25 protein-coding genes are annotated in these 24,160 nt (G+C 69.0%); 23 read left to right on the forward strand and 2 right to left on the reverse strand.

Features of this window, described 5'->3' with window-relative positions:
- The first annotated feature begins 4 nt into the window (after window positions 1-4).
- From thrB to ACTWPT_RS00955, 4 genes are all read left to right on the forward strand, one after another.
- Window positions 5-910: a homoserine kinase gene (gene thrB, locus ACTWPT_RS00940; protein WP_443175271.1), complete on the forward strand. Its 906-nt coding sequence runs from the start codon at window positions 5-7 to the stop codon at window positions 908-910.
- A gap of 456 nt (window positions 911-1,366) precedes the next feature.
- A complete protein-coding gene (gene rho / locus ACTWPT_RS00945; RefSeq protein ID WP_443175272.1) occupies window positions 1,367-3,391 on the forward strand; it encodes a transcription termination factor Rho in 2,025 nt (674 codons plus the stop codon).
- Between the two features lie 187 nt (window positions 3,392-3,578).
- Window positions 3,579-4,841 (forward strand): sensor histidine kinase, encoded by a 1,263-nt coding sequence (locus ACTWPT_RS00950; protein WP_443175273.1) that lies wholly within the window; start codon window positions 3,579-3,581, stop codon window positions 4,839-4,841.
- A gap of 10 nt (window positions 4,842-4,851) precedes the next feature.
- A complete protein-coding gene (locus tag ACTWPT_RS00955; protein ID WP_443175274.1) occupies window positions 4,852-5,508 on the forward strand; it encodes a response regulator in 657 nt (218 codons plus the stop codon).
- Here the strand turns inward: ACTWPT_RS00955 and ACTWPT_RS00960 are convergent.
- Window positions 5,501-6,523, reverse strand: a complete 1,023-nt coding sequence (locus ACTWPT_RS00960; RefSeq protein ID WP_443175275.1) for a hypothetical protein — start codon at window positions 6,521-6,523, stop codon at window positions 5,501-5,503. The two genes, ACTWPT_RS00955 and ACTWPT_RS00960, sit on opposite strands and share 8 nt — an antisense overlap.
- A 199-nt stretch (window positions 6,524-6,722) precedes the next feature.
- Between ACTWPT_RS00960 and rpmE the strand changes: the two genes are divergently transcribed.
- From rpmE to ACTWPT_RS01055, 19 genes are all read left to right on the forward strand, one after another.
- Window positions 6,723-6,941 carry a 50S ribosomal protein L31 gene (gene rpmE / locus ACTWPT_RS00965; RefSeq protein WP_443175276.1) on the forward strand — a complete coding sequence of 73 codons (219 nt, stop codon included), beginning with the start codon at window positions 6,723-6,725 and terminating at the stop codon, window positions 6,939-6,941.
- 84 nt (window positions 6,942-7,025) lie between these two features.
- A complete protein-coding gene (gene prfA / locus ACTWPT_RS00970; protein ID WP_443175277.1) occupies window positions 7,026-8,078 on the forward strand; it encodes a peptide chain release factor 1 in 1,053 nt (350 codons plus the stop codon).
- Window positions 8,075-8,929 carry a peptide chain release factor N(5)-glutamine methyltransferase gene (prmC, locus tag ACTWPT_RS00975; RefSeq protein WP_443175278.1) on the forward strand — a complete coding sequence of 285 codons (855 nt, stop codon included), beginning with the start codon at window positions 8,075-8,077 and terminating at the stop codon, window positions 8,927-8,929. The genes prfA and prmC overlap by 4 nt, the downstream gene beginning before the upstream one ends.
- Window positions 8,930-9,050: 121 nt before the next feature.
- Window positions 9,051-9,698, forward strand: coding sequence for an L-threonylcarbamoyladenylate synthase (locus ACTWPT_RS00980; RefSeq protein ID WP_443175279.1), 648 nt, complete (start codon window positions 9,051-9,053; stop codon window positions 9,696-9,698).
- Between the two features lie 108 nt (window positions 9,699-9,806).
- A complete protein-coding gene (locus tag ACTWPT_RS00985) occupies window positions 9,807-12,128 on the forward strand; it encodes a hypothetical protein (protein ID WP_443175280.1) in 2,322 nt (773 codons plus the stop codon).
- On the forward strand, window positions 12,128-12,499 hold the full coding sequence (locus ACTWPT_RS00990; protein WP_443175281.1) for a hypothetical protein: 372 nt from the start codon (window positions 12,128-12,130) through the stop codon (window positions 12,497-12,499). The genes ACTWPT_RS00985 and ACTWPT_RS00990 overlap by 1 nt, the downstream gene beginning before the upstream one ends.
- Before the next feature lie 48 nt (window positions 12,500-12,547).
- Complete coding sequence (glyA, locus tag ACTWPT_RS00995; protein ID WP_443175282.1) at window positions 12,548-13,813, forward strand: serine hydroxymethyltransferase; 1,266 nt, start codon at window positions 12,548-12,550, stop codon at window positions 13,811-13,813.
- Window positions 13,814-13,870: 57 nt separating this feature from the next.
- Window positions 13,871-15,157, forward strand: a complete 1,287-nt coding sequence (locus ACTWPT_RS01000; protein WP_443175283.1) for a glycosyltransferase family 4 protein — start codon at window positions 13,871-13,873, stop codon at window positions 15,155-15,157.
- 130 nt (window positions 15,158-15,287) lie between these two features.
- Window positions 15,288-15,710, forward strand: a complete 423-nt coding sequence (locus ACTWPT_RS01005) for a hypothetical protein (protein WP_443175284.1) — start codon at window positions 15,288-15,290, stop codon at window positions 15,708-15,710.
- Window positions 15,711-15,775: 65 nt separating this feature from the next.
- Complete coding sequence (locus ACTWPT_RS01010; protein ID WP_443175285.1) at window positions 15,776-15,991, forward strand: AtpZ/AtpI family protein; 216 nt, start codon at window positions 15,776-15,778, stop codon at window positions 15,989-15,991.
- 67 nt (window positions 15,992-16,058) lie between these two features.
- Window positions 16,059-16,856 carry a F0F1 ATP synthase subunit A gene (atpB, locus tag ACTWPT_RS01015; RefSeq protein WP_443175286.1) on the forward strand — a complete coding sequence of 266 codons (798 nt, stop codon included), beginning with the start codon at window positions 16,059-16,061 and terminating at the stop codon, window positions 16,854-16,856.
- Window positions 16,857-16,927: 71 nt separating this feature from the next.
- The gene (gene atpE, locus ACTWPT_RS01020) at window positions 16,928-17,158 is read left to right on the forward strand and encodes an ATP synthase F0 subunit C (RefSeq protein WP_138666586.1); all 231 of its coding nucleotides are present in this window, start codon (window positions 16,928-16,930) and stop codon (window positions 17,156-17,158) included.
- Between the two features lie 31 nt (window positions 17,159-17,189).
- On the forward strand, window positions 17,190-17,747 hold the full coding sequence (locus ACTWPT_RS01025; protein WP_443175287.1) for a F0F1 ATP synthase subunit B: 558 nt from the start codon (window positions 17,190-17,192) through the stop codon (window positions 17,745-17,747).
- Window positions 17,747-18,556: a F0F1 ATP synthase subunit delta gene (locus tag ACTWPT_RS01030; RefSeq protein ID WP_443175288.1), complete on the forward strand. Its 810-nt coding sequence runs from the start codon at window positions 17,747-17,749 to the stop codon at window positions 18,554-18,556. Before ACTWPT_RS01025 ends, ACTWPT_RS01030 begins: the two co-directional genes overlap by 1 nt.
- A 24-nt stretch (window positions 18,557-18,580) precedes the next feature.
- Window positions 18,581-20,227 carry a F0F1 ATP synthase subunit alpha gene (gene atpA, locus ACTWPT_RS01035; protein WP_443175289.1) on the forward strand — a complete coding sequence of 549 codons (1,647 nt, stop codon included), beginning with the start codon at window positions 18,581-18,583 and terminating at the stop codon, window positions 20,225-20,227.
- A 3-nt stretch (window positions 20,228-20,230) separates the two neighbouring features.
- Complete coding sequence (locus tag ACTWPT_RS01040; RefSeq protein ID WP_305918378.1) at window positions 20,231-21,133, forward strand: F0F1 ATP synthase subunit gamma; 903 nt, start codon at window positions 20,231-20,233, stop codon at window positions 21,131-21,133.
- A gap of 1 nt (window position 21,134) precedes the next feature.
- On the forward strand, window positions 21,135-22,583 hold the full coding sequence (atpD, locus tag ACTWPT_RS01045; RefSeq protein WP_443175290.1) for a F0F1 ATP synthase subunit beta: 1,449 nt from the start codon (window positions 21,135-21,137) through the stop codon (window positions 22,581-22,583).
- Between the two features lie 67 nt (window positions 22,584-22,650).
- Complete coding sequence (locus tag ACTWPT_RS01050) at window positions 22,651-23,052, forward strand: F0F1 ATP synthase subunit epsilon (protein WP_443175291.1); 402 nt, start codon at window positions 22,651-22,653, stop codon at window positions 23,050-23,052.
- Between the two features lie 24 nt (window positions 23,053-23,076).
- A complete protein-coding gene (locus tag ACTWPT_RS01055; protein WP_443175292.1) occupies window positions 23,077-23,457 on the forward strand; it encodes a DUF2550 family protein in 381 nt (126 codons plus the stop codon).
- On the opposite strand, the gene ACTWPT_RS01060 is transcribed toward ACTWPT_RS01055, so the two are convergent.
- On the reverse strand, window positions 23,454-24,044 hold the full coding sequence (locus ACTWPT_RS01060) for a cob(I)yrinic acid a,c-diamide adenosyltransferase (RefSeq protein ID WP_443175293.1): 591 nt from the start codon (window positions 24,042-24,044) through the stop codon (window positions 23,454-23,456). The genes ACTWPT_RS01055 and ACTWPT_RS01060 overlap by 4 nt on opposite strands.
- Window positions 24,045-24,160 lie beyond the last annotated feature (116 nt).

Raw genomic sequence — 24,160 nt, forward strand, 5'->3', positions numbered from 1 at the left:
GTGAATGAGGACCGTTGACATCCGCGTGCCCGCGACCTCGGCGAACCTGGGCCCGGGATTCGACGCGCTCGGCCTGGCGCTGAGCCTGTACGACGAGATCGAGGCGGCACTCACCGACGAGCCCGGCGTGCGCATCACCGTGGAAGGCGAGGGTGCGGGGGAGGTCGATCTCGGCGAGGGGCACCTGATCGTCAAGACGATGCGCGAGACGTTCGGCCGCATGGGGGTCCCGCAGCCGGACGGCATCCGCCTGCGCTGCCGCAACAGGATCCCGCACGCCCGCGGACTGGGCTCGTCCTCCGCGGCCGTCTGCGCCGGCATCCTCGCCGCCCGCGCGCTGTCGGGGGCCGAGTTCCCCGACGACGAGGTGTTCGCGCTGGCCACCGAGATCGAGGGCCACCCGGACAACGTGGCGCCGTGCCTGGCCGGCGGGCTGACCGTGGCATGGTCCGACCACACCGGGTCACCACGTATGGTGAAACTGGCTCCCGACGAACGGGTCCGCCCTGTCGCCCTGATTCCGTCGGCGCGGCTGGCCACGGAGACCGCGCGGGGGCTGTTGCCGAAGGACGTGCCCCACAAGGACGCCTCCTTCAACGCCGGCCGGGCCGCGTTGCTGATCGCCGCGCTGACCCAGCGGCCGGAGCGAGGGCTCCTGCTCGCCGCCACAGAAGATCGACTCCATCAGCATTACCGCGCGCCTGCAATGCCGGCGAGCTCGGATCTGATAGAACGTCTCCGTGCAGTGGGCGTGCCCGCCGTCGTTTCGGGAGCGGGTCCCACGGTTCTTGCGTTTTCGACATCGGATACGCAGGATTTGATCGCGCCAGAAGTGGGTAATGACTGGCACATCCAGCTAATGGACGTCGACCCGGTTGGTGCGAACGTTCAGTTCCCCGAGACACGCTGATGCCTCTTTAGACCTTCAGGGAATAGTCGTGTGCGCTGGTGATGTTAGGCTGGTAGCCGCACCAGATGCCCCCTTGGTGGGTGCGTGCTTGTCAGCCACACATCGCTGCATCATGCTTCACGTCGCGAGGCGTGGGCGGCGCGGCTGTCTCCCCGGAATCAATCGCCTCCGGTTGGCCCACACCCGGTTGGCTTTGAACGAGGCGGCGACGACGGGGACTGCGCGTTCGATTCACATCGACATCTGGTTGGCGACAGCAATCTGGGGGGTGTCAGTCGCGCGCCACGGCCCATTGGCGGCGTGGACCAGCCCCTCCCCAAGAGTGGCGGCCGTCTCCAGCGACAGCCGAAGATCGCAAAGTGCACCCCGACCCGGTCTGTCCCGCCGGATCGCAAGCACCTCCGGGACGCCCGGTAGAACAAAACCGGCGCCCGACCCCTGGGAAGGACCTTTTAGTTGAGCGACACCACCGAACTCCTCTCCGACGCATCAGGCGCAGAGCCGGCGTCCGGCGACACCCCCACCCGCGCTCCGGCCAAGCCGCGTGCGCGTCGCTCCGGCACCGGCCTGTCCGCCAAGGTGCTGCCCGAGCTGCAGAAAATAGCGGCGGAGCTGGGCATCAGCGGGACCGGGCGCATGCGGAAGAGCCAGCTCATCGCGGCCATCCAGGAGAAGCAGGGTGGCGGCGCCGGAGAAGGCACGCCGGCTCCCGCGGCCGCCGCTGAGGCGCCCGCCGCCACGCCGGAGGCGGCCCCGGCCGCCGAGCGGCCCACCCGGACGCGCAGGGAACGTTCCCGCGCCAAGACCGCCGAAGAGCCCGCGCCGCAGCCTGCCCCGCAGCCCGTTGCGGCCGCACCGGAGCCCGTTGCCGCGGCGCCCGAGCCCGTCGTCACCCCGCCAGAGCCGGTCGTGGAGCAGCAGCCTCAGGCCGTCGAGGCCGCGCAGGGCGAGGGCCGCGGCGAGCGTGGCGAGAGCCGCAGGGAGCGCCGCACCCGCGGCGAGCGCCGCGAGCGCGGCGAGCGCTCCGGCGGCGACCGCGTAGAGGGCGGTCGTGCGGAGACCGTCGGCCGCGGCGACCAGCGCGCCGCCGACGCGGGTAACCGGGGCGACCAGCAACGCACTGACCAGCGCGACCAGCAACGCAGTGACCAGCGTGACCAGCGCGGGGACCAGCGTGACCAGCGCGGGGACCAGCGTGACCAGCGCGGGGACCAGCGTGACCAGCGCGGCGGCGGCGACGAGGACGATCGCGGCGGGCGCGGCCGCAGGGGCCGTTTCAGGGAGCGCAACCGCGGCCGCGGCCGTGACCGCTTCGAGGGCAGCGAGCCCGTCATCGGCGACGACGACGTGCTCATCCCGATCGCCGGCATCCTCGACATCCTCGACAACTACGCGTTCGTCAGGACCAGCGGCTACCTGCCGGGCAGCAACGACGTTTACGTCTCGCTCGCCCAGATCCGCCGCAACGGCCTCCGCAAGGGTGACGTCATCACCGGCGCCGTCAAGCAGCCCCGTGATGGCGAGCGGCGCGAGAAGTTCAACGCCCTGGTCCGCCTCGACACCGTCAACGGCATGGACCCGGAGCAGGCCCGCAACCGGCCGGACTTCAACAAGCTGACGCCGCTCTACCCGCAGGACCGCCTGCGCCTGGAGACTGAGCCCAACATCCTGACCACGCGGATCATCGACCTCGTGTCGCCGATCGGCAAGGGCCAGCGCGGTCTCATCGTCTCCCCGCCCAAGGCCGGTAAGACGATGGTGCTGCAGGCCATCGCCAACGCGATCACCCGCAACAACCCCGAGTGCCACCTGATGGTCGTGCTCGTGGACGAGCGGCCTGAAGAGGTCACCGACATGCAGCGGTCGGTCAAGGGCGAGGTCATCCACTCGACCTTCGACCGTCCCGCCGAAGACCACACCACGGTCGCCGAGCTCGCCATCGAGCGGGCCAAGCGCCTGGTGGAGCTGGGCCACGACGTGGTCGTCCTGCTCGACTCGATCACCCGCCTCGGCCGCGCCTACAACCTGGCGGCCCCGGCGTCCGGCCGTATCCTGTCGGGTGGTGTCGACTCCACGGCGCTCTACCCGCCCAAGCGCTTCTTCGGCGCCGCCCGCAACATCGAAAACGGCGGCTCGCTGACGATCCTCGCCACGGCCCTGGTCGAGACCGGGTCCAAGATGGACGAGGTCATCTTCGAGGAGTTCAAGGGCACCGGCAACATGGAGCTCAAGCTCAACCGGTCCCTGGCGGACAAGCGGATCTTCCCGGCGGTGGACGTTGACGCGTCCGGCACCCGTAAGGAAGAGATCCTCATGGCCAGGGACGAGCTCCAGATCGTCTGGAAGCTGCGGCGCGTGCTGCACGCGCTGGACATGCAGCAGGCTCTTGAGCTGCTCCTGGAGAGGATGAAGGACACCAAGTCCAACGCGGAGTTCCTCCTCCAGGTCCAGAAGACCACGGTGGGCAACGACCGCGACTAGCGGCTCCTGTAGGGAAGGGGCGGCAGGGGTTCTTCCCCGGCCGCCCCTTTCCGTCTTTTCGCGGTACGGTCGGCCCTTCCTGCCGTCCGAGTGGGGCGGGCGGGAGTTGCGGGAGTAGGGCTAGCCCTACCCCGGGCCGGACGGCAGCCGCATTCACTCGCGCCGCTCCGCAGGGCACGCTTGGGGCATGCGATCAGTGGCGTTGAAAGACCGCGTGCCGTTGGGGCCGAAGGGACCGCTGGGTGTCCTGGTCGATCCGATGACGTGGCGTGCGGCGCCGTACTTGCTGGTCAGCGTGGCGTTCGGGTTCGGCTGGTTCATCGTGTTGTCGTTCGCGGTGCCGACCTCGCTCACGCTCACGGTCGTCTGGGTCGGCGTGCCCCTGGCGATGGCGACCATGCTGATGTGGCGCGGCGGGGCGATGCTGGAGCGCAGGATGCTCGGGGCGGCGTTCGGGGTCAGGATCCCCGACCCGTACCGGAGCCGTCCCGAGCGCGGCCTGGGCGCGCACATCCACTGGCTGGTGACGGATCCGGCCACTTGGAAGGACCTGGGCTATCTGCTGATGCTGCTGCCGCTCGGGCTGGTGGAGGCGGTGGCGTCGGCCGCGTTGTGGATAGCCACGGGCGGGTTGTTGCTCGCACCCCTCATTCTGGCGGTCGACGAGACGCTGGGGGCGGGCGAGTACTTCTTGGAGGAATGGACGGCCGCCTGGGTGGCCGCGTTCTTCGGCGTCGTACTGCTCGTGCTGACCGCGTACCTCGTGCGGGGGATGGCCTGGCTGCACGGGACGCTCGCCGTGGTGCTGCTCGGCGGCAGTGAGGAAGAGCGGCTGCGGGCCAGCCGCGCCCGCGGCATCGACGCGGCCGAGACGGAGCGGCGCAGGATCGAGCGGGACCTGCACGACGGTGCGCAGCAGCGGCTGCTGTCCGTCGCGGTGGACCTGGGGCGGGCACAGGCCAAGTTCGACGCCGAGCCCGAGGAGGCCAGGATGCTCATCACCCAGGCGCACGCGGGCACCAAGGCCGCCATCGCGGAGCTGCGCAACCTGGCCAGGGGCATCCATCCGGCCATCCTGAGCGACCGCGGGCTGGACGCGGCCCTGTCCGGGCTGGCCGCGCGGGCGCCCATCCGCGTGGACGTGTCGGTCGAGCTGGAGGAGCGGCCGCCGGCCGCGGTGGAGAGCATTGCGTACTTCACCGTCGCGGAGTCACTGGCCAACATGGCCAAGCACGCGGCGGCGACGGAGGCGTCGGTGTCGGTGTTCAGGGACCGTCGCGGCGTGATCGTCGACGTGTGGGACAACGGGGTCGGCGGCGCCGTCGTCATCCCTGACGGCGGACTGTCAGGGCTGGCCGATCGGGCGGCCACCATCGATGGCGTGCTCGTCGTGCACAGCCCCATCGGCGGCCCCACGATCGTGCGCGCGGAGCTGCCCTGCGAGTGGTAGTCATGTGGCCATGCGCGTGGTCATCGCCGAGGATTCCGTACTGCTGCGGGAAGGGCTGGCACGGCTGCTCGCCGACGGCGGCATCGAGACCGTCGCGAGCGTCTCGGACGGGCCCGCGCTGGAGGCGGCGGTGCTGGAGCACGACCCCGACCTGGCGATCGTCGACGTACGCATGCCGCCCACGCACACCGACGAGGGCCTGCGGGCGGCGCTGCGGGTCCGCGAGGCCCGGCCGGACTTCCCCATCCTGGTCCTGTCGCAGTACGTCGAGGAACGTTACGCGGGCGACCTCATCGGCAAGGCCGTCGGCTACCTGCTGAAGGAGCGGGTGGCCGACGTGGCCGAGTTCCTGGAGGCGGTGCGGCAGGTGGCAGCGGGCGGCACCCTCATCGACCCTGAGGTGGTCGTGCAGCTGCTCAGCCGCCAGCGCCGCGGCGCCCCGCTCGACACGCTCTCCCCCCGCGAGCGCGAGGTCCTCGCCCTGATGGCCGAGGGCCGCTCGAACACCGCCATCGCCGCCCGCCTCGTCGTCACCGAAGGCGCGGTCGAGAAGCACATTTCCGGCATCTTCACCAAGCTGGCCCTCGGGCCGGCGCCCGAGGACCATCGGCGTGTGCTGGCCGTGCTGACCTACCTCGGCGTCAGTCCTCGGCCGCTGGCTACCTGACGTCCACGAACTCCTGCGGCGACAGCGAGCTGCGCGTCGTCTTCGTGCCGGGCACCCTGACCCGGAAGTAGCCGTCCTTCTTCGCCTTGTACGTCTTGGCGTACTTGCCGGTCGAGGAGGCCTTGGCGAAGCCCAGGAGCTTGTACGTCTTGGTGCCCTTGGCCTTGAAGTACACCTCCACGGTCTTGCCCTTGTACGCCTTCGTGCCGCGGTAGACCTTGCCGTACACCTTGAACGTCTTGCCCTTGGTCACCTTGTTCGGCGCGGCGATCGTGACCCGCGACTTGGCCTTGTTGGACGCGCCGCCCTCGGGCGCCACCACCGTGAACGCCGCCACGCCCTTGAGCGTCTCGCCGCCCTTGTGCGCGTACACCTCGAGGGTCCAGTCGCCGGGGGTGCTGTCGTCGGCGAAGTACGTGCTCCCGCGGTAGCGGCCGTCGGATTCCTTGGCGAGGTCGCCCAGGTCGTAGAACTCGCCGCCCGCGTCGCTGACGAGCTTGGCCGACACCGTGGAGGCGTCCTTGACCGACGCCTCGACCGAGACCTGGACGTCCTTGCCCTTGACGAGCTGGACGGGGTCCGGGCTGACCTTCGCCCCGGTGATCCCCTGCTTGCCGGAGACCTTGACCACGAACGGCGTGGTGTTGGTGCCGGTGTCGCGGGCGACGACGACGCTCAGCTTCCAGTCGCCGACCGGGTCGTCCTTGGTGATCGGCCACTTGCCGGTGATCTTCTGCGTCGCGGCGGTGTCGCCCGTCTTGAAGTCGAACGTCACCGTCTTCGCCGCCTTGCCCGGCGGTTCGATGGAGCCGGTGACGCTGCTGACCTTGGACGGTTCCTTGAGAGTGAGCGTCACGACGCCGTCGACGTCGTTCTGGAGCGGGATGGACGCGCTGGCGGAGGCGTCACCCGTGAAATCGTCGGCCATCGCGGCGGCGGCGCTCACACCGGTGCCCGCGAGGAGAACGGCGGCCCCCATGGCGATCGCGAGCAGCGATCGCACCCTTCTCGTCATGCCTGGGATCCTTACCACAGTGAGGGATGGTGCCAGGGAGCCTAATATGACATCTGCGGCCCCGCTGCGCAGATCGCGCGGAATGCCCGATGGCCTGGGATGGTTGCACGATCTGGCACACTGGTAGCTGACCGTTTTGCGGTTCCGGTTCCCGCCATGCGTGAAGGCGACCCGGCGGCCGCACCCCGAAAGGACAGCGATGAAGCGCGACATCCACCCTGACTACAACGTGACGCAGGTGACCTGTTCCTGCGGCAACACGTTCACCACTCGCAGCACCGCCAAGAACGGCGTGATCCACGCCGACGTCTGCTCTGCCTGCCACCCGTTCTACACCGGCAAGCAGAAGATCCTCGACACCGGCGGCCGGGTGGCGCGCTTCGAGAAGCGCTTCGGCAAGAAGCCCACGGGCAAGTAGCTTCATCCACGCCGGCCCGGACGCTCGCGCGAGCGCCGGGTCGGCGTTGTTGGTGAAGAACCCGCCACGACTGAAGGACCCACGGTGAACCTCGACGAGTTGCTCAAGGAGTATTCCGAGCTGGAGCTGCAGCTCGCCGACCCCGCCGTGCACGCCGACCAGAGCAAGGCCCGCACCCTCGGCAGGCGCTACTCCCAGCTCACGCCGGTCATCGGCACCTACCGCGAGCTGGAGTCCTCCCGCGAGGACCTCGTAGCCGCCAAGGAGCTGGCCGGCGAGGACGAGTCGTTCGCGGCCGAGGCCGCCGAGCTCGAAGAGCGCATCCCCCAGTTGGAGGAGCGGCTCAAGCACCTGCTCATCCCGCGTGATCCCAACGATGACAAGGACATCATCATGGAGATCAAGGCGGGCGAGGGCGGTGAGGAGTCCGCGCTGTTCGCCGGCGACCTGCTGCGGATGTATCTGCGTTATGCCGAGCGCCTCGGCTGGAAGACCGAGGTCATCGACTCCCAGCCGTCCGACCTGGGCGGATACAAGGACGTCACGGTCGGCATCAAGGCCAAGGGCGACGAAGGCGTGTGGTCCAGGCTCAAATTCGAAGGCGGCGTGCACCGTGTGCAGCGGGTGCCCGTCACCGAGTCGCAGGGCCGCATCCACACCAGCGCCGCGGGCGTGCTCATCTACCCGGAGGCGGAGGATGTGGACGTCCAGATCGACCCCAACGACCTGCGCATCGACGTCTACCGCTCCAGCGGCCCAGGCGGCCAGAGCGTCAACACCACCGACTCCGCGGTCCGCATCACCCACCTGCCCACCGGCGTGGTCGTCTCGTGCCAGAACGAGAAGAGCCAGCTGCAGAACAAGGAGTCGGCGCTGCGCATCCTGCGTGCCCGGCTGCTGGCCGTGGCGCAGGAGCAGGCCGATGCCGCCGCGCAGGCGGAGCGCAAGTCCCAGGTGCGCACGGTCGACCGCTCCGAGCGCATCCGCACCTACAACTTTCCGGAAAACCGCATTTCCGACCATCGCGTCGGCTTCAAGGCGTACAACCTCGACCAGGTTCTCGACGGCGAGCTCAACGCCGTGACCCAGGCCCTCATCGACGCCGAGATGGCGGAGAAGCTCGCACAACACTCATGACATTTCTGCTGGACGAGATCGCCCTCGCCACCGCGCGGCTGGCCGAGGCAGGCGTGCCCTCGCCGCGCACCGACGCGGAGGAGATCGCGGCATTCGTCCACGGCGTGCGCAGGAGCGAGCTCCACACGGTCAAGGACGGCGACTTCGACGCGTTGTTCTGGGAGGGCGTCGCCCGGCGCGAGGCCAGGGAGCCGCTGCAGCACATCACCGGGCACGCGTACTTCCGCTACCTGGAGCTGGCGGTCGGGCCCGGCGTGTTCGTGCCGCGGCCGGAGACCGAGGTGATGGCCGGCTGGGCGATCGAGACGCTGCGCGAGATGGACGTGACCGCTCCGCTCGTGGTCGACCTCGGCACCGGGTCCGGCGCGATCGCGCTCTCGATCGCCCAGGAGGTGGCGCTGGCCGAGGTCCACGCAGTGGAGGTCGACCCCGCGGCGTACACGTGGGCCAAGCGCAACATCTCCGAGCACGGCCAGGGCCGTACTCACCTGCACCCCGAGGACCTCGCCGAGGCGCTGCCCGAGCTCAACGGCAAGGTGGACCTGGTCATCTCCAACCCGCCCTACATCCCGCCCGGCGCCATCCCGCGCGACCCTGAAGTACGCCACTACGACCCCACGCGGGCGCTCTACGGCTCCGGCGACGACGGGCTCGGTGAGGTGCGCGCGGTCGAGCGCACGGCCCGCCGCCTGCTGCGGCCCGGCGGTTGGGTCGCCGTCGAGCACGCCGACGAGCAGGGCAGGGCCGTCTACCTGACCTTCCCCGAGGACAACGGCTGGCGCGACGTGCGGCTGCGCCAGGACCTCACGAGAAGAGATCGCTTCGTCACGGCCAGGCTCGGCCAGGAATAGGATTTTCGCGAGCGGCGCGGCCTTCTCCTGACGACGAGAGGGAGCGAAGCGACCGAAGCAGGAGGAAGGAGGAGGCCTCGAGAGCGCCGCTCGTCGCCGAGCGGAGCGAGGCCAAAAGATCGTGGGAAGACGCTTTGACTGCTCAGACCCGGAACAGCGGGCCGAGGGCCTCCAGGAGGCCGCTGCCGCGGTGCGCAGGGGCGAGCTCGTGGTGCTGCCGACCGACACCGTCTACGGCATGGGCGCCGACGCGTTCACACCGTCGGCGGTCACCGCGCTGCTGGACGCGAAGGGGCGCGGCCGCGACATGCCGCCGCCCGTCCTCGTCGGCACCGTGAGAGCGGCCACAGCGCTCATAGACGACATGGGACCGTACGGCCAGGACTTGATAGACGCCTTCTGGCCTGGGCCGCTCACGCTCGTCTGCAAGGCCAACAGGGCCCTTTCCTGGGACTTGGGGGACACCAAGGGCACGGTGGCCGTGCGCATGCCGCTCGACTCGGTCGCGCTCGAGTTGCTCAAGGAGACCGGGCCCATGGCGGTCTCCAGCGCCAACCGCTCCGGCGCCCCGGCCGCCACCACGGCGGAGGAGGCCGAGGAGCAGCTCGGCGACTCGATCGCGGTCTACCTCGACGGCGGCAAGACCACCGACAACACGCCCTCCACCATCCTCGACCTGACCACGGCCGTGCCGAGGATGTTGCGACGCGGCGCGATCCCGGTGGAGAAGCTGCGAGGCATCATCGGCTACGTCGCCACTGACGACTGATCGGTTGACCTGGCGGGCCGACGTATACCGTCTGCTTATCCCGGCTGCGACCGCGCTCCTGCCAAGATTACGGTGAGGCCCGGAGCGGCGACAGTCCGGGAGTGGTTCATGGGCAAGTTCGACGGCATGGATCCCAAGCTGATCCGTGATCTGCTGTCCGAGGTGAAGCACGCGGCCACCCAGATGCGCACGGTCGAGGATCGGGTCAGGCACGCGTTGAGCCAGGCCGGGCTTTCCGCCCAGACCACCTACCGTCCCGTCCAGGTCGCCGACGCGGCCGAGGAGATGGTCAGGGATGTGAACAAGCGGCTCGAGGTCCTGGAGAAACGGGTCGACGAGCCGCGGGGGACGGGGGACGCACCGAGACGCGGGGGCGGGGGCACGGACGACGACGAGCCCAAGGAAGTGCGCGGGGAGCAGGACAGGTACGACAATCCCCGCGCCGGTGAGAAGCCCGACGAGGTGACCCCCAAGGACGACGACGTCAAAACCGGCGAGGAACCCAGGACCGGTTCGGACGGGAAGACCGACGCCGACGGCAGGACGGGCTCGGACGGGAAGACCGACGCCGACGGCAGGACGGGCTCGGACGGGAAGACCGACGCCGACGGCAAGACGGGCTCGGACGGGAAGACCGACGCCGACGGCAAGACGGGCTCGGACGGGAAGACCGACACCGACGGCAAGACGGGCTCGGACGGGAAGACCGACACCGACGGCAAGACGGGCTCGGATGGGGGGACCGGCTCCGACGGGAAGACGTGCGACGACGCCGACGACACCGGGATCGGCAAGGACACGGGGACGGGCAAGGACACCGGGGCAGACGCGGACTCCGGGAGCGACGGGGGCGCCGGGACTGGCCGGGATCCCGGGACTAGCGGGGACGCCGGGACTGGCGGGGACGCCGGGACTGGCGGTAGTACCGGGGAGCAGCCCGCCGACCAGCCCAAGGATGACGATCTGGACAGTCGGCGCGACCGCGGGGCCGAGGCAGACGGCGGCACGGCGGACACGGGCGGCACGGCGGACACGCCGACCAAGGACCACCCCGACGACACCGACGCCACCAAGCCGCAGGTCGTGGTGGTGGACGGAGTGAAGGTCCTGCAGATACCCCTGGACCCACCCACGGCCGAGCAGATAGAAGACCTGCTTGAGAACACCGACAAGGTCCAGCCGGCTGAAATGCCGAAGATGCCCGCCGACAACACCGCCGCCTCCAACGTCAACGCCTGGGCCAACGACGGCAGCGACGTCGTCTCCGCCGACGCCACCCCGCCCAACCTGGACGCCTTGAAGACGGTGATCGAGGACCACCGCGACATCCCGCCCCTGGACATGCCGGGGGTGGAGGTTCCGGCGGGTGAGTACGGCAAGGGCCAGTGGGCCGAACGCGACATCCGCCCGGACGGCGACCCGGGCTCCATCGCCCCAGGCACGCCCACCACGGCCGCCGGCGACCAGGTGAACCTTCCACCGACGTCATCTGCCGCGGACGGCACCGGCCCGGCGGCCACATCGGGGGCAGGCGGCTCCCCGCCGTCCGGCACGGATGGCGGCGGCACGACGGGCGCCTACCCGGCGGACGGCGACGGTTCGGTGGGCATCGCGCCGATCGATGATCCGTCCTCGGCCTCGCGAGCCGACGACGCCTGCGACTCCGGCACGGACCGGACACCGGGCGGCACAGACTCGACGCCTGACGGCGCGGGCACTACGCCCGGCGGCACGAACACGACGCCTGATGGCGCGGGCACTATGCCGGACGGTAGGGGCGCGACTCCTGATGGCGCGGGCACTACGCCGGACGGGAAGGACACCACACCCAGAGACACAGGCACCCGGCCGGGTGACGCCGACGGCGCGCCGGGCGGCACCGGGTCGACGCCCGGTGGTACGGGCGCGACGCCGGGCGACACCCCATCGGACAGCAACACCGGCGTGCGGATTCCGCCGACGCCACCCGCCGGCGATGCGGGTGCGGCCACGGGAGCCGCCGCCGACGCATCGGGCACGGGGACGGCCGACGAGCCCGGCACCACGACACCGGACCCGCGTCCCGATGCCGCCGGGACCACGCCGAGCGGCGCTTACAGCGCCATTCCTGACGGCGCCGACGGCGCGACGCAGGCGGGCGGGTACGACGTGGCGGCCGTCGCCGAGACCGGCGGCGGGGACGAGAGCCGGTCGGGGGTCGAGGCGTGGGCGAGCGACGGCAGCGACGTGGTCTCCGTGGACGTCCCCCCACCAGACCTGGAAGCTCTGAGGACGGTGATCGAGAACCACCGCGACATCCAGCCGCAGGAGATGCCCTCCGTGCAGATCCCGCCCGGCGAGTACGGCAAGGGCGAGTGGGCACCTGAGGACATCCGCCCGGACGGCCCGCCGGGCGCGGTCGATCCCGGCACGCCGGAGAGGAGCTCCTGATGTACGTCGACCCTCCTGCCCCCGAGGCCTGGACCGACAGTTCCCGCCCTCCGCAAGAGACCGCTGCAGCCCTGGCACCCCCGCCGGGCGCCGATCGGTTCAATCCCGAGTACGAGCGACTGGTCGAGGCATGGAACGCCGTCATGCCCCAGCTGGAGGCGCTCAGAACGGCCCTCGACAAGGCCTACAGCCTGGCCAGGAGCCCTCAGACGTGGGACGCCCCGGTGGGCGAGCGCTACATCCAGGACATCCGCGAATGGCGTACCAGGCTGGCGGTCTACCGCCATGCGGTGCTGACGGCGATCAGTGACCGGGCGGCGGACACTCCACGGTGGCTGCCGGCCTCGGCCGTCACCCCGCGCCATCACTGATGACCCCACCTTGTGGGGGAAAGGGGCATTAGGGCGTACATTGGGGAAATGGGTACGCCACCCTACTACGGTCCGGATTTCGGGCTGCTGCAGAAGCAGGATCCCGAACTCGCGCAGGTGCTGCTCGACGAACTCGACCGCGTGCGCGGCGGGATCCAGCTGATCGCGAGCGAGAACTTCACCTCGCCCGCCGTTCTTGCTGCCCTGGGCTCCACGCTCACCAACAAGTACGCCGAGGGCTACCCCGGCCGCCGCTACTACGGCGGCTGCGAGGTCGTCGACCGGGCCGAGCGGCTGGCGATCCAACGCGCCAAGAAACTCTTCAACGCCGAGCACGCCAACGTCCAGCCGCACTCGGGCGCCTCCGCGAACCTGGCCGCCTACGCCGCGCTCCTGCAGCCCGGCGACACGATGCTGGCCATGGCGCTGCCGCACGGCGGCCATCTCACTCACGGCTCGAAGGTGAACTTTTCGGGACGATGGTTCGACGTCGTGTCGTACGGCGTGCGCCGCGACACCGAGCTCATCGACTACGACGAGGTCAGGGACCTGGCGCTGCGGCACCAGCCGAAGCTCATCGTGTGCGGAGCGACGTCGTACCCCAGGCTGATCGACTTCGGGGTCTTCCGCGGCATCGCCGACGAGGTGGGGGCATGGCTGCTGGCCGACATGGCACACCCGATCGGGCTGATGGCGGGCGGTGCGATCCCCTCGGCGGTGCCGTACGCGGACGTCGTGACGTTCACCACCCACAAGGCGCTGCGCGGGCCTCGCGGCGGGGCCATCCTGTGCACGGAGGAACTGGCCAAGAAGATCGACCGGGCGGTGTTCCCGTTCGTCCAGGGCGGGCCGCTGATGCATGTGGTGGCGGCCAAGGCGGTGGCGTTCGGGGAGGCGATGCGGCCGGAGTTCGCCGACTATGTCAAGAGAGTGATCGTGAACGCCCGGGCCCTGGCCGAAGCGCTGGCCGGGGAGGGGATGCGGGCGGTCTCCGGCGGCACGGACACCCATCTGGCGCTGATCGACCTGCGTGACGTAGGAGTGTCGGGCGCCGAAGCGGAGCGGCGGTGCGCGGCGGCCGGGATCACGCTCAACCGCAACGTGATCCCGTTCGATCCGGAGCCGGCGTCCATCACGTCGGGAATCCGGGTGGGCACACCGTGTGTCACCACGCAGGGGATGGGGCCCCAGGAGCTCAAAGAAGTGGGGACGCTGGTGACCAGAGCCGTGCGCCAGCCGGGGAGCGCGGCCGAGGTCAGGGAAAGAGTTGCGGCGCTTCTCGCCATCCATCAGCCATATCTCAGCGAATATTAAGCTGGTCTGTGTCGTTTTCCGGTCACAGTCGGCCGGAGCATCCGGGAAACTAGGTCCGTGCGCGAATACCTGTTCATGGCGCTCATCTCGGCAGCGGTGACCTATCTTCTGGTTCCGCTGGTGCGCCGCTTCGCCATCCGCATCGGCGCCATGCCCGAGGTTCGCGCGCGTGACGTGCACACCACGCCGACGCCCAGGCTGGGCGGTCTGGCGATGTACGGCGGCCTGGTCGTGGGCCTGCTGGTTGCCAGCCAGCTCACGCACACGGGCAAGGCGCTGACGCAGACCGACGCCAACGCGGTGACGGCGCTGATCGTGGCCGGCGGGCTGATCACGATCACCGGGTTCCTGGACGACTGGTGGGGCATGGACGCCTTCATCAAGCTCGGCGGGCAGATCGCGGCGGCAGGCGTGCTGGTCTTCTTCGACCTTCGGTTGCTCTACATCCCGTTGCCGCAGGACTGGGGCGGCTCCACCAGCCTCGACTACACGCTCAGCACCGTGATCACCATCATGGTCGTGGTGGTGACCATCAACGCGGTCAACTTCGTCGACGGGCTCGACGGCCTGGCGGCCGGGATCGTCTGCATCGCGGGCATGGCCACCTGGGCCTATTCGATCTTCCTCGCTGAGAACATCAGCGGCGGCCGCATCACCACCACGGCCGCCATCGCCGCCATCCTCATCGGCACCTGCCTGGGGTTCCTGCCGCACAACTTCCACCCAGCCAAGATCTTCATGGGCGATACCGGGGCCATGCTGATCGGGCTCGTGCTCGCCTCCTCGATCGTCACCGTGACGCCACTCGACCCGGCGATCATCGAGAACATGAACCGGTTCGGCGTGCTGCTGCCGCTGCTCGTCCCGGCCGCGGTGCTGGTCCTGCCACTGGTCGACCTGATCACCGCCGTGGTGCGGCGCACCTCGCGCGGCCTGTCGCCGTTCGCGCCCGACCGCGGCCACCTGCACCACCGGCTCATGGACATCGGCCACTCGCACCGCAGGTCCGTGCTGATCATGTACGCGTGGGCGTTCCTGTTCGCCTTCGGCATCGTGGGCATGTCCACGATCGGTGTGCCGGTGCTGATGTTCCCCGTGGTCATCGTGCTCGCCCTGGCCGTGCTCGTGCTGATGGCTCTGCCGCGCTGGCGGGGCAGGGGCGGCGCGCACGCCGCCTCGCGTGGCAAGCAGCCCGACGACGACGGCCCGCCCACCGGGCCCATGCCGCCGATTCCGCCGGAACCTGAGGTCAGACGGCGGATGCCGCCGGCGGACGGCCCGCCGCACGAACGCGCGTCGGCCGAGGGAAATCCGGTCATTCCAGCCTTTCCCAGCCGTTCGTGATCGCGAACTAGAAACGGCAGGTAAAAGCGGTCTTCCGTGAGCTTGTGATATCTTTCACGAGCAGGGACCTTCAGACGCAATGCGCTGGGGGTAGCAAACGCTCGCTTGATAACACGCTGATGGAGCACCAATGCAGGCCAACGACGTGCGCGTACTCAAGAGCGCCGCGATTCCGACCCTGGCGGTCGGAGTGGTCGCCGTGGTCGTGTCGCTCCTGATGGCAGGCGGCAAGGGAGCTTTGGGCGCCGCCCTCGGCACCTTGCTGGTCGGGGTTTTCTTCAGCATCAGTGTGGTAGCGGTGTCCTATGCCGCACGGGTGTCTCCCCAGGTGATGGCGATCGCCGCGATGGTCAGCTATCTCGTCAAGGTCGTCGTCATCATGATCGTGCTGTCCGCGTTCCGCGACACCACGGTCTGGAACACGCTGGCGTTCGCCTGGTCGGTCGTGATCTGCACGCTCGTGTGGACCGGCTTCGAAGTTCGCGCCTTCATGAAGACCAAGATGCTTTACGTCGACCCTGAAGCCCGAGTCCCCGGAAAGGGCGACTCATGAGGCTGGTGCACGGACAGGGTCCGATATGACTAGTCCTCTACTCGCCTGCTATCGTCGGGGCCGCGATGAGCGCACAGGAACGCCGACCCGAAGAAGACGGTCGCGACTTCGCCGACGCCATGTGGTCAGTCCCCAGCTATCTACTCGCAGGGATGGCCTTCTATGGCGGTATCGGCTGGTTGCTGGACCGCTGGTTGGACATGTCCGCGTTCTTCCCCATAGGCGTCGTCCTGGGGGTCGTGCTCGGTGGCTACCTGGTCTACCGGAAGTTCGGTCGCTAGCTCGACGCAGCGATCGCTTCGCTGAGGAAACCCTTGTGAACTACTACGACGTTGAAGGGAACGCCGCGTGAGTGCGCTGACGGTCCTCGCTCCACCAGCCGACCAGTTCGGGGCGCCGACGCCTGACGAGCTGTTCAACCTGCCACCCATCATTCCCGGCGTCGACTGGTTCACCAAGCCGGTCCTGCTGGCGCTGCTCAGCTCGGCGTTCGTGATCGGCCTGTGCTGGGCGGCCTTTGCCAATCCGAAGGTCGTCCCGAGGGGCGTGCAGAACGTCGTCGAGTACGGCTACATGTTCGTCCGCGACCAGGTCGCCCGCCCCTTCCTGGGGAAGGACGCCGACCGGTGGATGGGCCTGCTGCTGACGCTGTTCTTCACGGTCCTCGTCTGGAACCTCATGGGCGTCATTCCGGTGCTGCAGTTCCCCGTGGCCTCGCACATCGCCTTCCCCGCCGTGCTCGCGATCTCGATCTACGTGCTCAAGGTCTACCTCGGCATGAAGCATCAGGGCGCCTGGGGCTACTTCAAGAACATGATGTTCCCGCCCGGGCTGCCGAAGCCGATCTACCTGCTGCTGTCGCCGATCGAGTTCCTGTCGAACCTGATCATCGCGCCGTTCACGCACGCGGTCCGACTGTTCGCCAACATGTTCGCCGGCCACATGCTGCTGGCCTTCTTCAGCATGGTCGGCTTCTGGTTCCTCTTCGAGCAGCTCTCGCCGCTGGGCGCCCCCGTCGGTGTCATCGGCGTGGTCATGACCATCATCCTCACGGGCTTCGAGATGTTCATCCAGTTCCTGCAGGCCTTCCTGTTCGCGATGCTGGCCGCGATGTACATCGGCGGCTCGCTGCACGCAGAGCACTGAGATCCACATACCGGAATATCCATGACCGGTGACACCCGAGTCGCCGGCCGTCCAGTAAAGGAATAACAGCAATGAGCGTTCTCGCTGAGGTCTCCGGCAACGTCACCGCCATCGGTTACGGTCTCGCCGCCATCGGCCCCGGCATCGGCGTCGGCATCATCTTCGGTCAGGGCGTGCAGGCCATCGCCCGTCAGCCGGAGGCGTACGGCCTGATCCGCCAGAACATGCTCCTCGGCTTCGTCCTCACCGAGGCCCTCGCCCTGATCGGTCTGGTCGCGCCGTTCATCTTCCAGGGCATCTGATAGACCGCCCTACTGACGAAAGGCTGCACTCATGACGTACATGGCAGCTAAGCTTCTCGCCGCGCCGGAGGAGCACGCCAATCCGCTCATCCCGCACACGTACGAGCTCGTCGTCGGTATCTTCGCGTTCGCCGTCGTCCTGTTCGTCGTCGGCAGGATCCTCGTGCCGCGCATCCAGAAGACGCTGGCTGAGCGTACCGACGCGATCGAGGGCGGCATCAAGAGGGCGGAAGAGGCCCAGGCCGAAGCTCAGGCACTGCAGCAGCAGTACGCCGAGCGGCTGGAGGAGGCCCGCCGTGACGCGGCCAGGCTGCGCGAGGAGGCTCGCGAGCAGGCCGCGCAGATCAAGGTCGAGCTCCGCGAGGAGGCGCAGGCCGAGGCCCGCCGCCTCGTCGAGGCCGCGCACGCGCAGATCGAGGCCGACCGCCAGGCGGCGTTCGCGCAGCTCCGCACCGAGATCGGCCGCCTGTCGACCCAGCTGGCCGGCCGCATCGTCGGCGAGTCTCTGGAGGACGAGGTCCGCCAGAGCCGCATCGTGGACCGGTTCCTTGACGAGCTCGAAGCCGGTAGCGCGCAGGCGGTGCGCTGATGCGCGGTTTGAGCAGGGCGTCGCTGGCCGAGGTCGAGGAGCGGTTCAACGCGGTCGCCGGCAGTGCCGACCTCGGGACGCTCTCCGACGAGCTGTTCGCGGTCGCGGATCTGCTCGATCGCGAGCACGGCCTGCGCCGGGCTCTGTCCGACCCGGCCCGGCACGCCGAGCAGAAGGCGGGCACCGTGCACGCCCTGCTCGACGGCAAGGTCGGCCAGGCCACGCTGGCCACCGTCGAGGCCGCGGTCTCGGCCAGGTGGTCGCGCGCGGGTGACCTGCCCGACGTGCTCGAGCGGCTCGGCATCGTCGCCGCGGCGGCGGAGGCCGAGGGCCAGTCCAGGCTCGACGAGGTGGAGGACGAGCTCTTCCGCTTCGGCCGCATCGTCGCCGCCAACCCCGACCTGCGTCTCGCGCTGACCGACCAGGCCGCCCCCGAGGCGGGCAAGCGGCAGCTGTTGAGCGACCTGCTCGGCGACAAGGTCGCGCCGACCAGCCTGCGCCTGATCGCGCAGCTGGTAGTGCATCCGCGGGGGCGTAGCCTGGAGACAGGCCTGGAAGAGGTCGGTCACCTCGTGGCCCAGCAGCGCCAGCGCCTCGTGGCGGTGGTGCGCAGCGCCGTCGAGCTGACCGAGGAGCAGAAGCGTCGCCTGGCGACGTGGCTGCGCACCTCATACGGCCGCGACGTACACCTGAATGTCGAGGTGGACAAGCGAGTGCTCGGTGGGTTCTCGGTCCGCATCGGCGACGAGATCATCGACACCACCATTGTCGGACGAATTGAAGAAGTCCGCCGCCGGTTGGCCGGCTAGGGCGAATAGGGAGACAGAGTAGAGATGGCGGAGCTTACGATCCGGCCGGACGAGATCCGGGACGCGCTTGAGCGCTTCGTCCAGGCGTACGAACCGGAAGGCGCCGCGCGCGAGGAGATCGGGACCGTCGTCGACGCCGGCGACGGCATTGCCCATGTCTCCGGCCTTCCCTCGGCGATGGCGAACGAGCTGCTCGAGTTCGAGAACGGCATGCGCGGCCTGGCACTCAACCTCGACACCCGCGAGATCGGTGTCGTGGTCCTGGGCGAGTTCAGCGGCATCGAGGAGGGCCAGACGGTCCGCAGGACGGGCGAGGTCCTGTCCGTGCCCGTCGGCGACAACTTCCTCGGCCGTGTGGTCGACCCCCTCGGCAACCCACTCGACGGCAAGGGCGCCATCGAGTCCGAGGGCACGCGTGCCCTCGAGCTCCAGGCCCCGTCGGTCGTCCAGCGGCAGCCGGTGAAGCAGCCGCTGCAGACCGGCATCAAGGCGATCGACGCCATGACGCCGATCGGCCGCGGCCAGCGCCAGCTGATCATCGGTGACCGTGGGACCGGCAAGACCGCGATCGCCGTGGACACCATCCTCAACCAGCGCGAGGCCTGGGCCTCCGGCGACCCCGAGCAGCAGGTCCGCTGCGTCTACGTCGCCATCGGCCAGAAGGGCTCCACGATCGCGCAGGTCAAGGCCCGCCTCGAGGAGGCAGGCGCGCTGGAGTACACCACCATCGTCGCCGCCCCCGCCTCCGACCCGGCCGGCTACAAATACCTCGCCCCCTACACCGGCTCGGCCATCGGCCAGCACTGGATGTACCAGGGCAAGCACGTTCTGATCATCTTCGACGACCTGACCAAGCAGGCCGACGCCTACCGCGCCGTGTCCCTGCTGCTGCGTCGCCCGCCGGGCCGCGAGGCCTTCCCCGGCGACGTCTTCTACCTCCACTCCAGGCTGCTGGAGCGCTGCGCCAAGCTGTCGGACGACATGGGCGGCGGCTCGATGACGGGCCTGCCGGTCATCGAGACCAAGGGCAACGACGTGTCGGCGTTCATCCCGACCAACGTCATCTCCATCACCGACGGTCAGTGCTTCCTCGAGACCGACCTGTTCAACGCCGGTGTGCGCCCGGCCATCAACGTCGGTATCTCGGTCTCCCGAGTCGGCGGTTCGGCGCAGGTCAAGGCCATGCGCAAGGTCGCGGGCACGCTGAAGCTGTCGCTGTCGCAGTATCGCGACCTGGAGGCGTTCGCCGCGTTCGCTTCTGACCTCGACGCGGCTTCCCGCGCCCAGCTCGACCGCGGCCAGCGCCTGGTCGAGCTGCTCAAGCAGCCGCAGTACTCGCCGTTCGCGGTCGAGAAGCAGGTCGTGTCGGTGTGGTCCGGCACCACCGGCGAGCTCGACGAGGTGCCGGTCGAGGACGTCCGCCGGTTCGAGACGGAGTTCCTCGACTACTTGCAGTCCTCGCACAAGGGCATCCTCGACGGCATCCGGGAGACCAAGGAGCTGCCCGACGACGCGGTGACCGCTCTGAAGGACGCCATCACGGAGTTCAAGAAGGGCTTCACCACCTCCTCGGGCGAGCTGCTGGTCAAGGACGAGCCGGTGGCGCCGCTCGAGGCCGGCGAGGTCGGTCAGGAAAAGATCAAGAAGGTCGTCCGTCGGGCGGAGAAGTAGGACATGGGTGCCCAGCTAAGGCTGCTGCGGCGGCGGATCAACTCGGTCAAGTCGACCGCGAAGATCACGCGCGCCCAGGAGCTCATCGCCTCTTCACGGATCGTGAGGGCGCAGCAGCGGATGCAGGCGGCGCTGCCGTACGAGCGTGAGATCACTCGCGCCGTCACCGGCGTCGTCAGCAACGCGGCCAGCGTCGACCATCCGCTGACCGTGGCGAAGGAGAACCCCGCCAAGGCGGGCGTCCTCATCGTCACCAGCGACAGCGGGTTCTGCGGCGGCTTCAACGCCAACGTGCTGCGCGAAGCCGAGGCTCTGCGGGGGTTGCTGGAGAGCCGAGGGCTGACCGTGCTGCCGTTCGTCACGGGGCGCAAGGGTGTCACGTGGCACACCTTCCGCCAGCGGGAGATGGGCGGCAGCTGGGTCGGGTTCTCGCGCAAGCCGGCCTACGCGGACGCCAAGGAGATTGCGACCACGCTGATCGACTCGTTCAAGGAAGACGGCGGGATCGACGAGATCCACATCGTCTCGACCGAGTTCGTCTCGATGCTCACGCAGAACGTCGTGGTCAAGCGGGTCCTCCCGCTGGAGGTCGAGGAGACCGAGGCGACGGAGACCACCGCGATCCCGCCGTACTTCGAGTTCGAGCCGACCGCGGGCGACGTGCTGGAGTCGCTGCTGCCGCGATACGTGGAGTCCCGTATCTTCACGGCGCTGCTCCAGTCGGCGGCCTCGGAGGAGGCCGCGCGGCGGCGCGCGATGAAGTCCGCGACCGACAACGCCAACGAGCTGATGCGGGTGCTCACCCAGCAGATGAACCAGGCTCGCCAGGCTGAGATCACCCAGGAAATCAGCGAGATCGTCGGTGGCGCCAACGCGCTCGCTGACGCCGCAGCGGGGAAAGAGTGAAATGACTGCAGAGGCTGTTGAAACTGTAGAGGCCGCGGCGGCCGGCACCGGCCGCGTGGCACGTGTCACCGGCGCCGTCGTCGACGTGGAGTTCTCCGTCGAGTCGATGCCCGACATGTATAACGCGCTCAAGGTCGACGTGACCCTCGGTGGCGAGACCAGGACCCTGACGCTCGAGGTCGCCCAGCACTTGGGTGACAACCTCGTCCGGTGCATCTCCATGCAGCCCACCGACGGTCTGGTCCGCGGCCAGGCCGTGGTCGACACCGGCTACCCGATCCGGGTGCCGGTCGGCGACGTCGTCAAGGGCCACGTGTGGAACGCGCTGGGCGAGACGCTCGACGTACCGACCTCGTCGCTCAAGATCGAGGAACGGTGGGGCATCCACCGGCCGTCCCCGGCCTTCGACCAGCTCGAGTCCCGCACCGAGCTGCTGGTCACCGGCATCAAGGTCATCGACCTGCTCACCCCGTACGTGCAGGGTGGGAAGATCGGCCTGTTCGGCGGCGCCGGCGTGGGCAAGACCGTCCTCATCCAGGAGATGATCCGCCGCGTCGCCCGCAACTTCGGTGGCACCTCGTGCTTCGCCGGCGTGGGTGAGCGTACCCGTGAGGGCAACGACCTCTGGCTCGAGATGATGGAGGCGGACGTCCTCAAGGACACCGCCCTCGTCTTCGGTCAGATGGACGAGCCGCCGGGCACCCGTCTGCGGGTCGCGCTGTCGGCGCTGACCATGGCGGAGTACTTCCGCGACGTGCAGAAGCAGGACGTGCTGCTCTTCATCGACAACATCTTCCGCTTCACGCAGGCCGGTTCCGAGGTCTCCACGCTGCTCGGCCGTATGCCGTCCGCCGTGGGTTACCAGCCCACGCTGGCCGACGAGATGGGTGTGCTCCAGGAGCGCATCACCTCGACGCGTGGTCACTCGATCACCTCCATGCAGGCGATCTACGTGCCCGCGGACGACATCACCGACCCGGCCCCGCACAACGCGTTCGCGCACCTCGACGCGCAGACCGTTCTGTCGCGGCCGATCTCGGAGAAGGGCATCTACCCTGCGGTGGACCCGCTCGACTCCTCCTCCCGGATCCTCGACCCGCAGATCGTGGGCGAGGAGCACTATCGGGTGGCCCAGGAGACCAAGCGGATCCTGCAGAAGTACCGCGAGCTCCAGGACATCATCGCGATCCTCGGTATCGACGAGCTCTCCGAGGAGGACAAGGTCACCGTCCAGCGGGCGCGCCGCATCGAGCGTTTCCTGTCGCACCCGATGTACGCGGCCGAGGCCTTCACCGGCCAGCCGGGCGAGACCGTGCCGCTGGACGAGACCATCGCCTCCTTCAAGGGCCTCTGCGCGGGTGAGTACGACCACCTGCCCGAGCAGGCGTTCTTCATGGTGGGCGGCATCGAGCAGGCCATCGCGAAGGCCAAGGAACTCGAGCGTCGCTAATCGCCCCACGGTGATGGCGTAGTTTGACGGGCTGCGCCATCACCTGATCGGAAAGGACCTACACAAAGTGGCGAAGCTACGCGTAGGGGTTGTCTCACCCGAGCGTGAGATCTGGTCGGGCGAGGCCGACATGGTGATTGCCAAGACCGTGGACGGCGAGATCGGTATTATGCCGCAACACGCACCTGTTCTCGGCGTCCTCGTCGAGGGCGGCGTGCTTCGCGTGAAGCGGGAAGGCGAGGGGGACCTCGTGGCGGCCGTTCATGGTGGGTTCATCTCCGTGGCCGACAACGAGGTGTCCGTGCTCGCCGAGGTGGCCGAGCTCGGTTCCGAGGTCGACGTCGCGGCTGCCCGCGACGCTCTCGACCGGGCCCAGGCCTCGATCGAGGCCAACCAGGAAGACGCCGACGCGGCACTCGAGGCCAAGCGTGCCAGGGCCCGGCTGCGCGCGGCAGGCGAAGAGGTATAGCAGAACACGTTTTCAGGGGGCGGCATGGTAGCAACGGTTGTGACTTTCCTGGTGCTGCTGGCCGCCCTCGGGGTGTTGCGCGCTGTCATGCTGGTCCGCTCGCGCGGGAGCGTACCCTGTCGCCTCCGGGCAGGAGGCGGCCCCTGGCGCAGCGGGGTGGCCCGCTATGCCGACGGGGAGCTCCATTGGATTCCCCTCCTGGGTGTCCGACTGAGGCCGCGCCACGCGATTGCGAGGCGCGGCCTTGTTGTATCCGCCCGTCGCGAGATCGGCGACGGGCTCTACGCGGTGGACTGCGGCGGGACCACCCGGGACGTGTCGCTTGCGATGAGCGCGGACGCGCTGACGGGCTTCCTGGCCTGGCTGGAGTCCGCCCCGCCCAGCGCGTACCTGGATGTGGCCTAGCGCGTTCCGCCGGGCTTCCAGAGGATCTCGTTGCCCGCGTGCGCGACGCGGCACGCGATGAACAGCAGGTCCGACAGACGGTTGAGGTATTTCGCCGTCAGCACGTTCATGTCGTCGTGGACCTGCAGCGCCGCCCATGCCGAGCGCTCCGCCCTGCGAACGGTGACCCGCGCCACGTGCAGCGCCGCAGTGGCCGGATCCCCGCCGGGCAGGATGAAGCTGCGCAGCGGCTTGAGCCCGGCGTTGAAGCGGTCGCACTGCTCTTCCAGCCGGTCGATGTACGGCTGCTCCACCCGCAGGGGCGGGAACTCCGGGTCGTCGACGACCGGCGTGGCCAGGTCGGCCCCCAGGTCGAACAGCTCGTTCTGGACCCGGACCAGGACCTCCACCAGCTCGGCGGGCAACGTCCCGTGCGACATCGCGACGCCCAGGTGGGCGTTGGCCTCCTCCACGTCGGCATAGGCGGTCAGCCGGGGATCGGTCTTCGAGGCGCGGCTCATGTCGCTCAGCGCGGTAGTGCCGTCGTCGCCGGTGCGGGTGTAGATACGGGAGAGGACCACCGGCTTGTCCTTGTCGGCGCGCGTCATGGCCTCAGCGTACTCATGACAAATGTCATCCGGATCGGACGCGGGATCCACATCGGGCCTGTGATTTCCGCGACTACCAGGGCGAACCGCGCGAACGTCACCATTGATCCATGATG

Origin of the sequence: Nonomuraea sp. 3N208 (genome assembly GCF_052245935.1) — a bacterium.
Lineage (GTDB): Bacteria > Actinomycetota > Actinomycetes > Streptosporangiales > Streptosporangiaceae > Nonomuraea.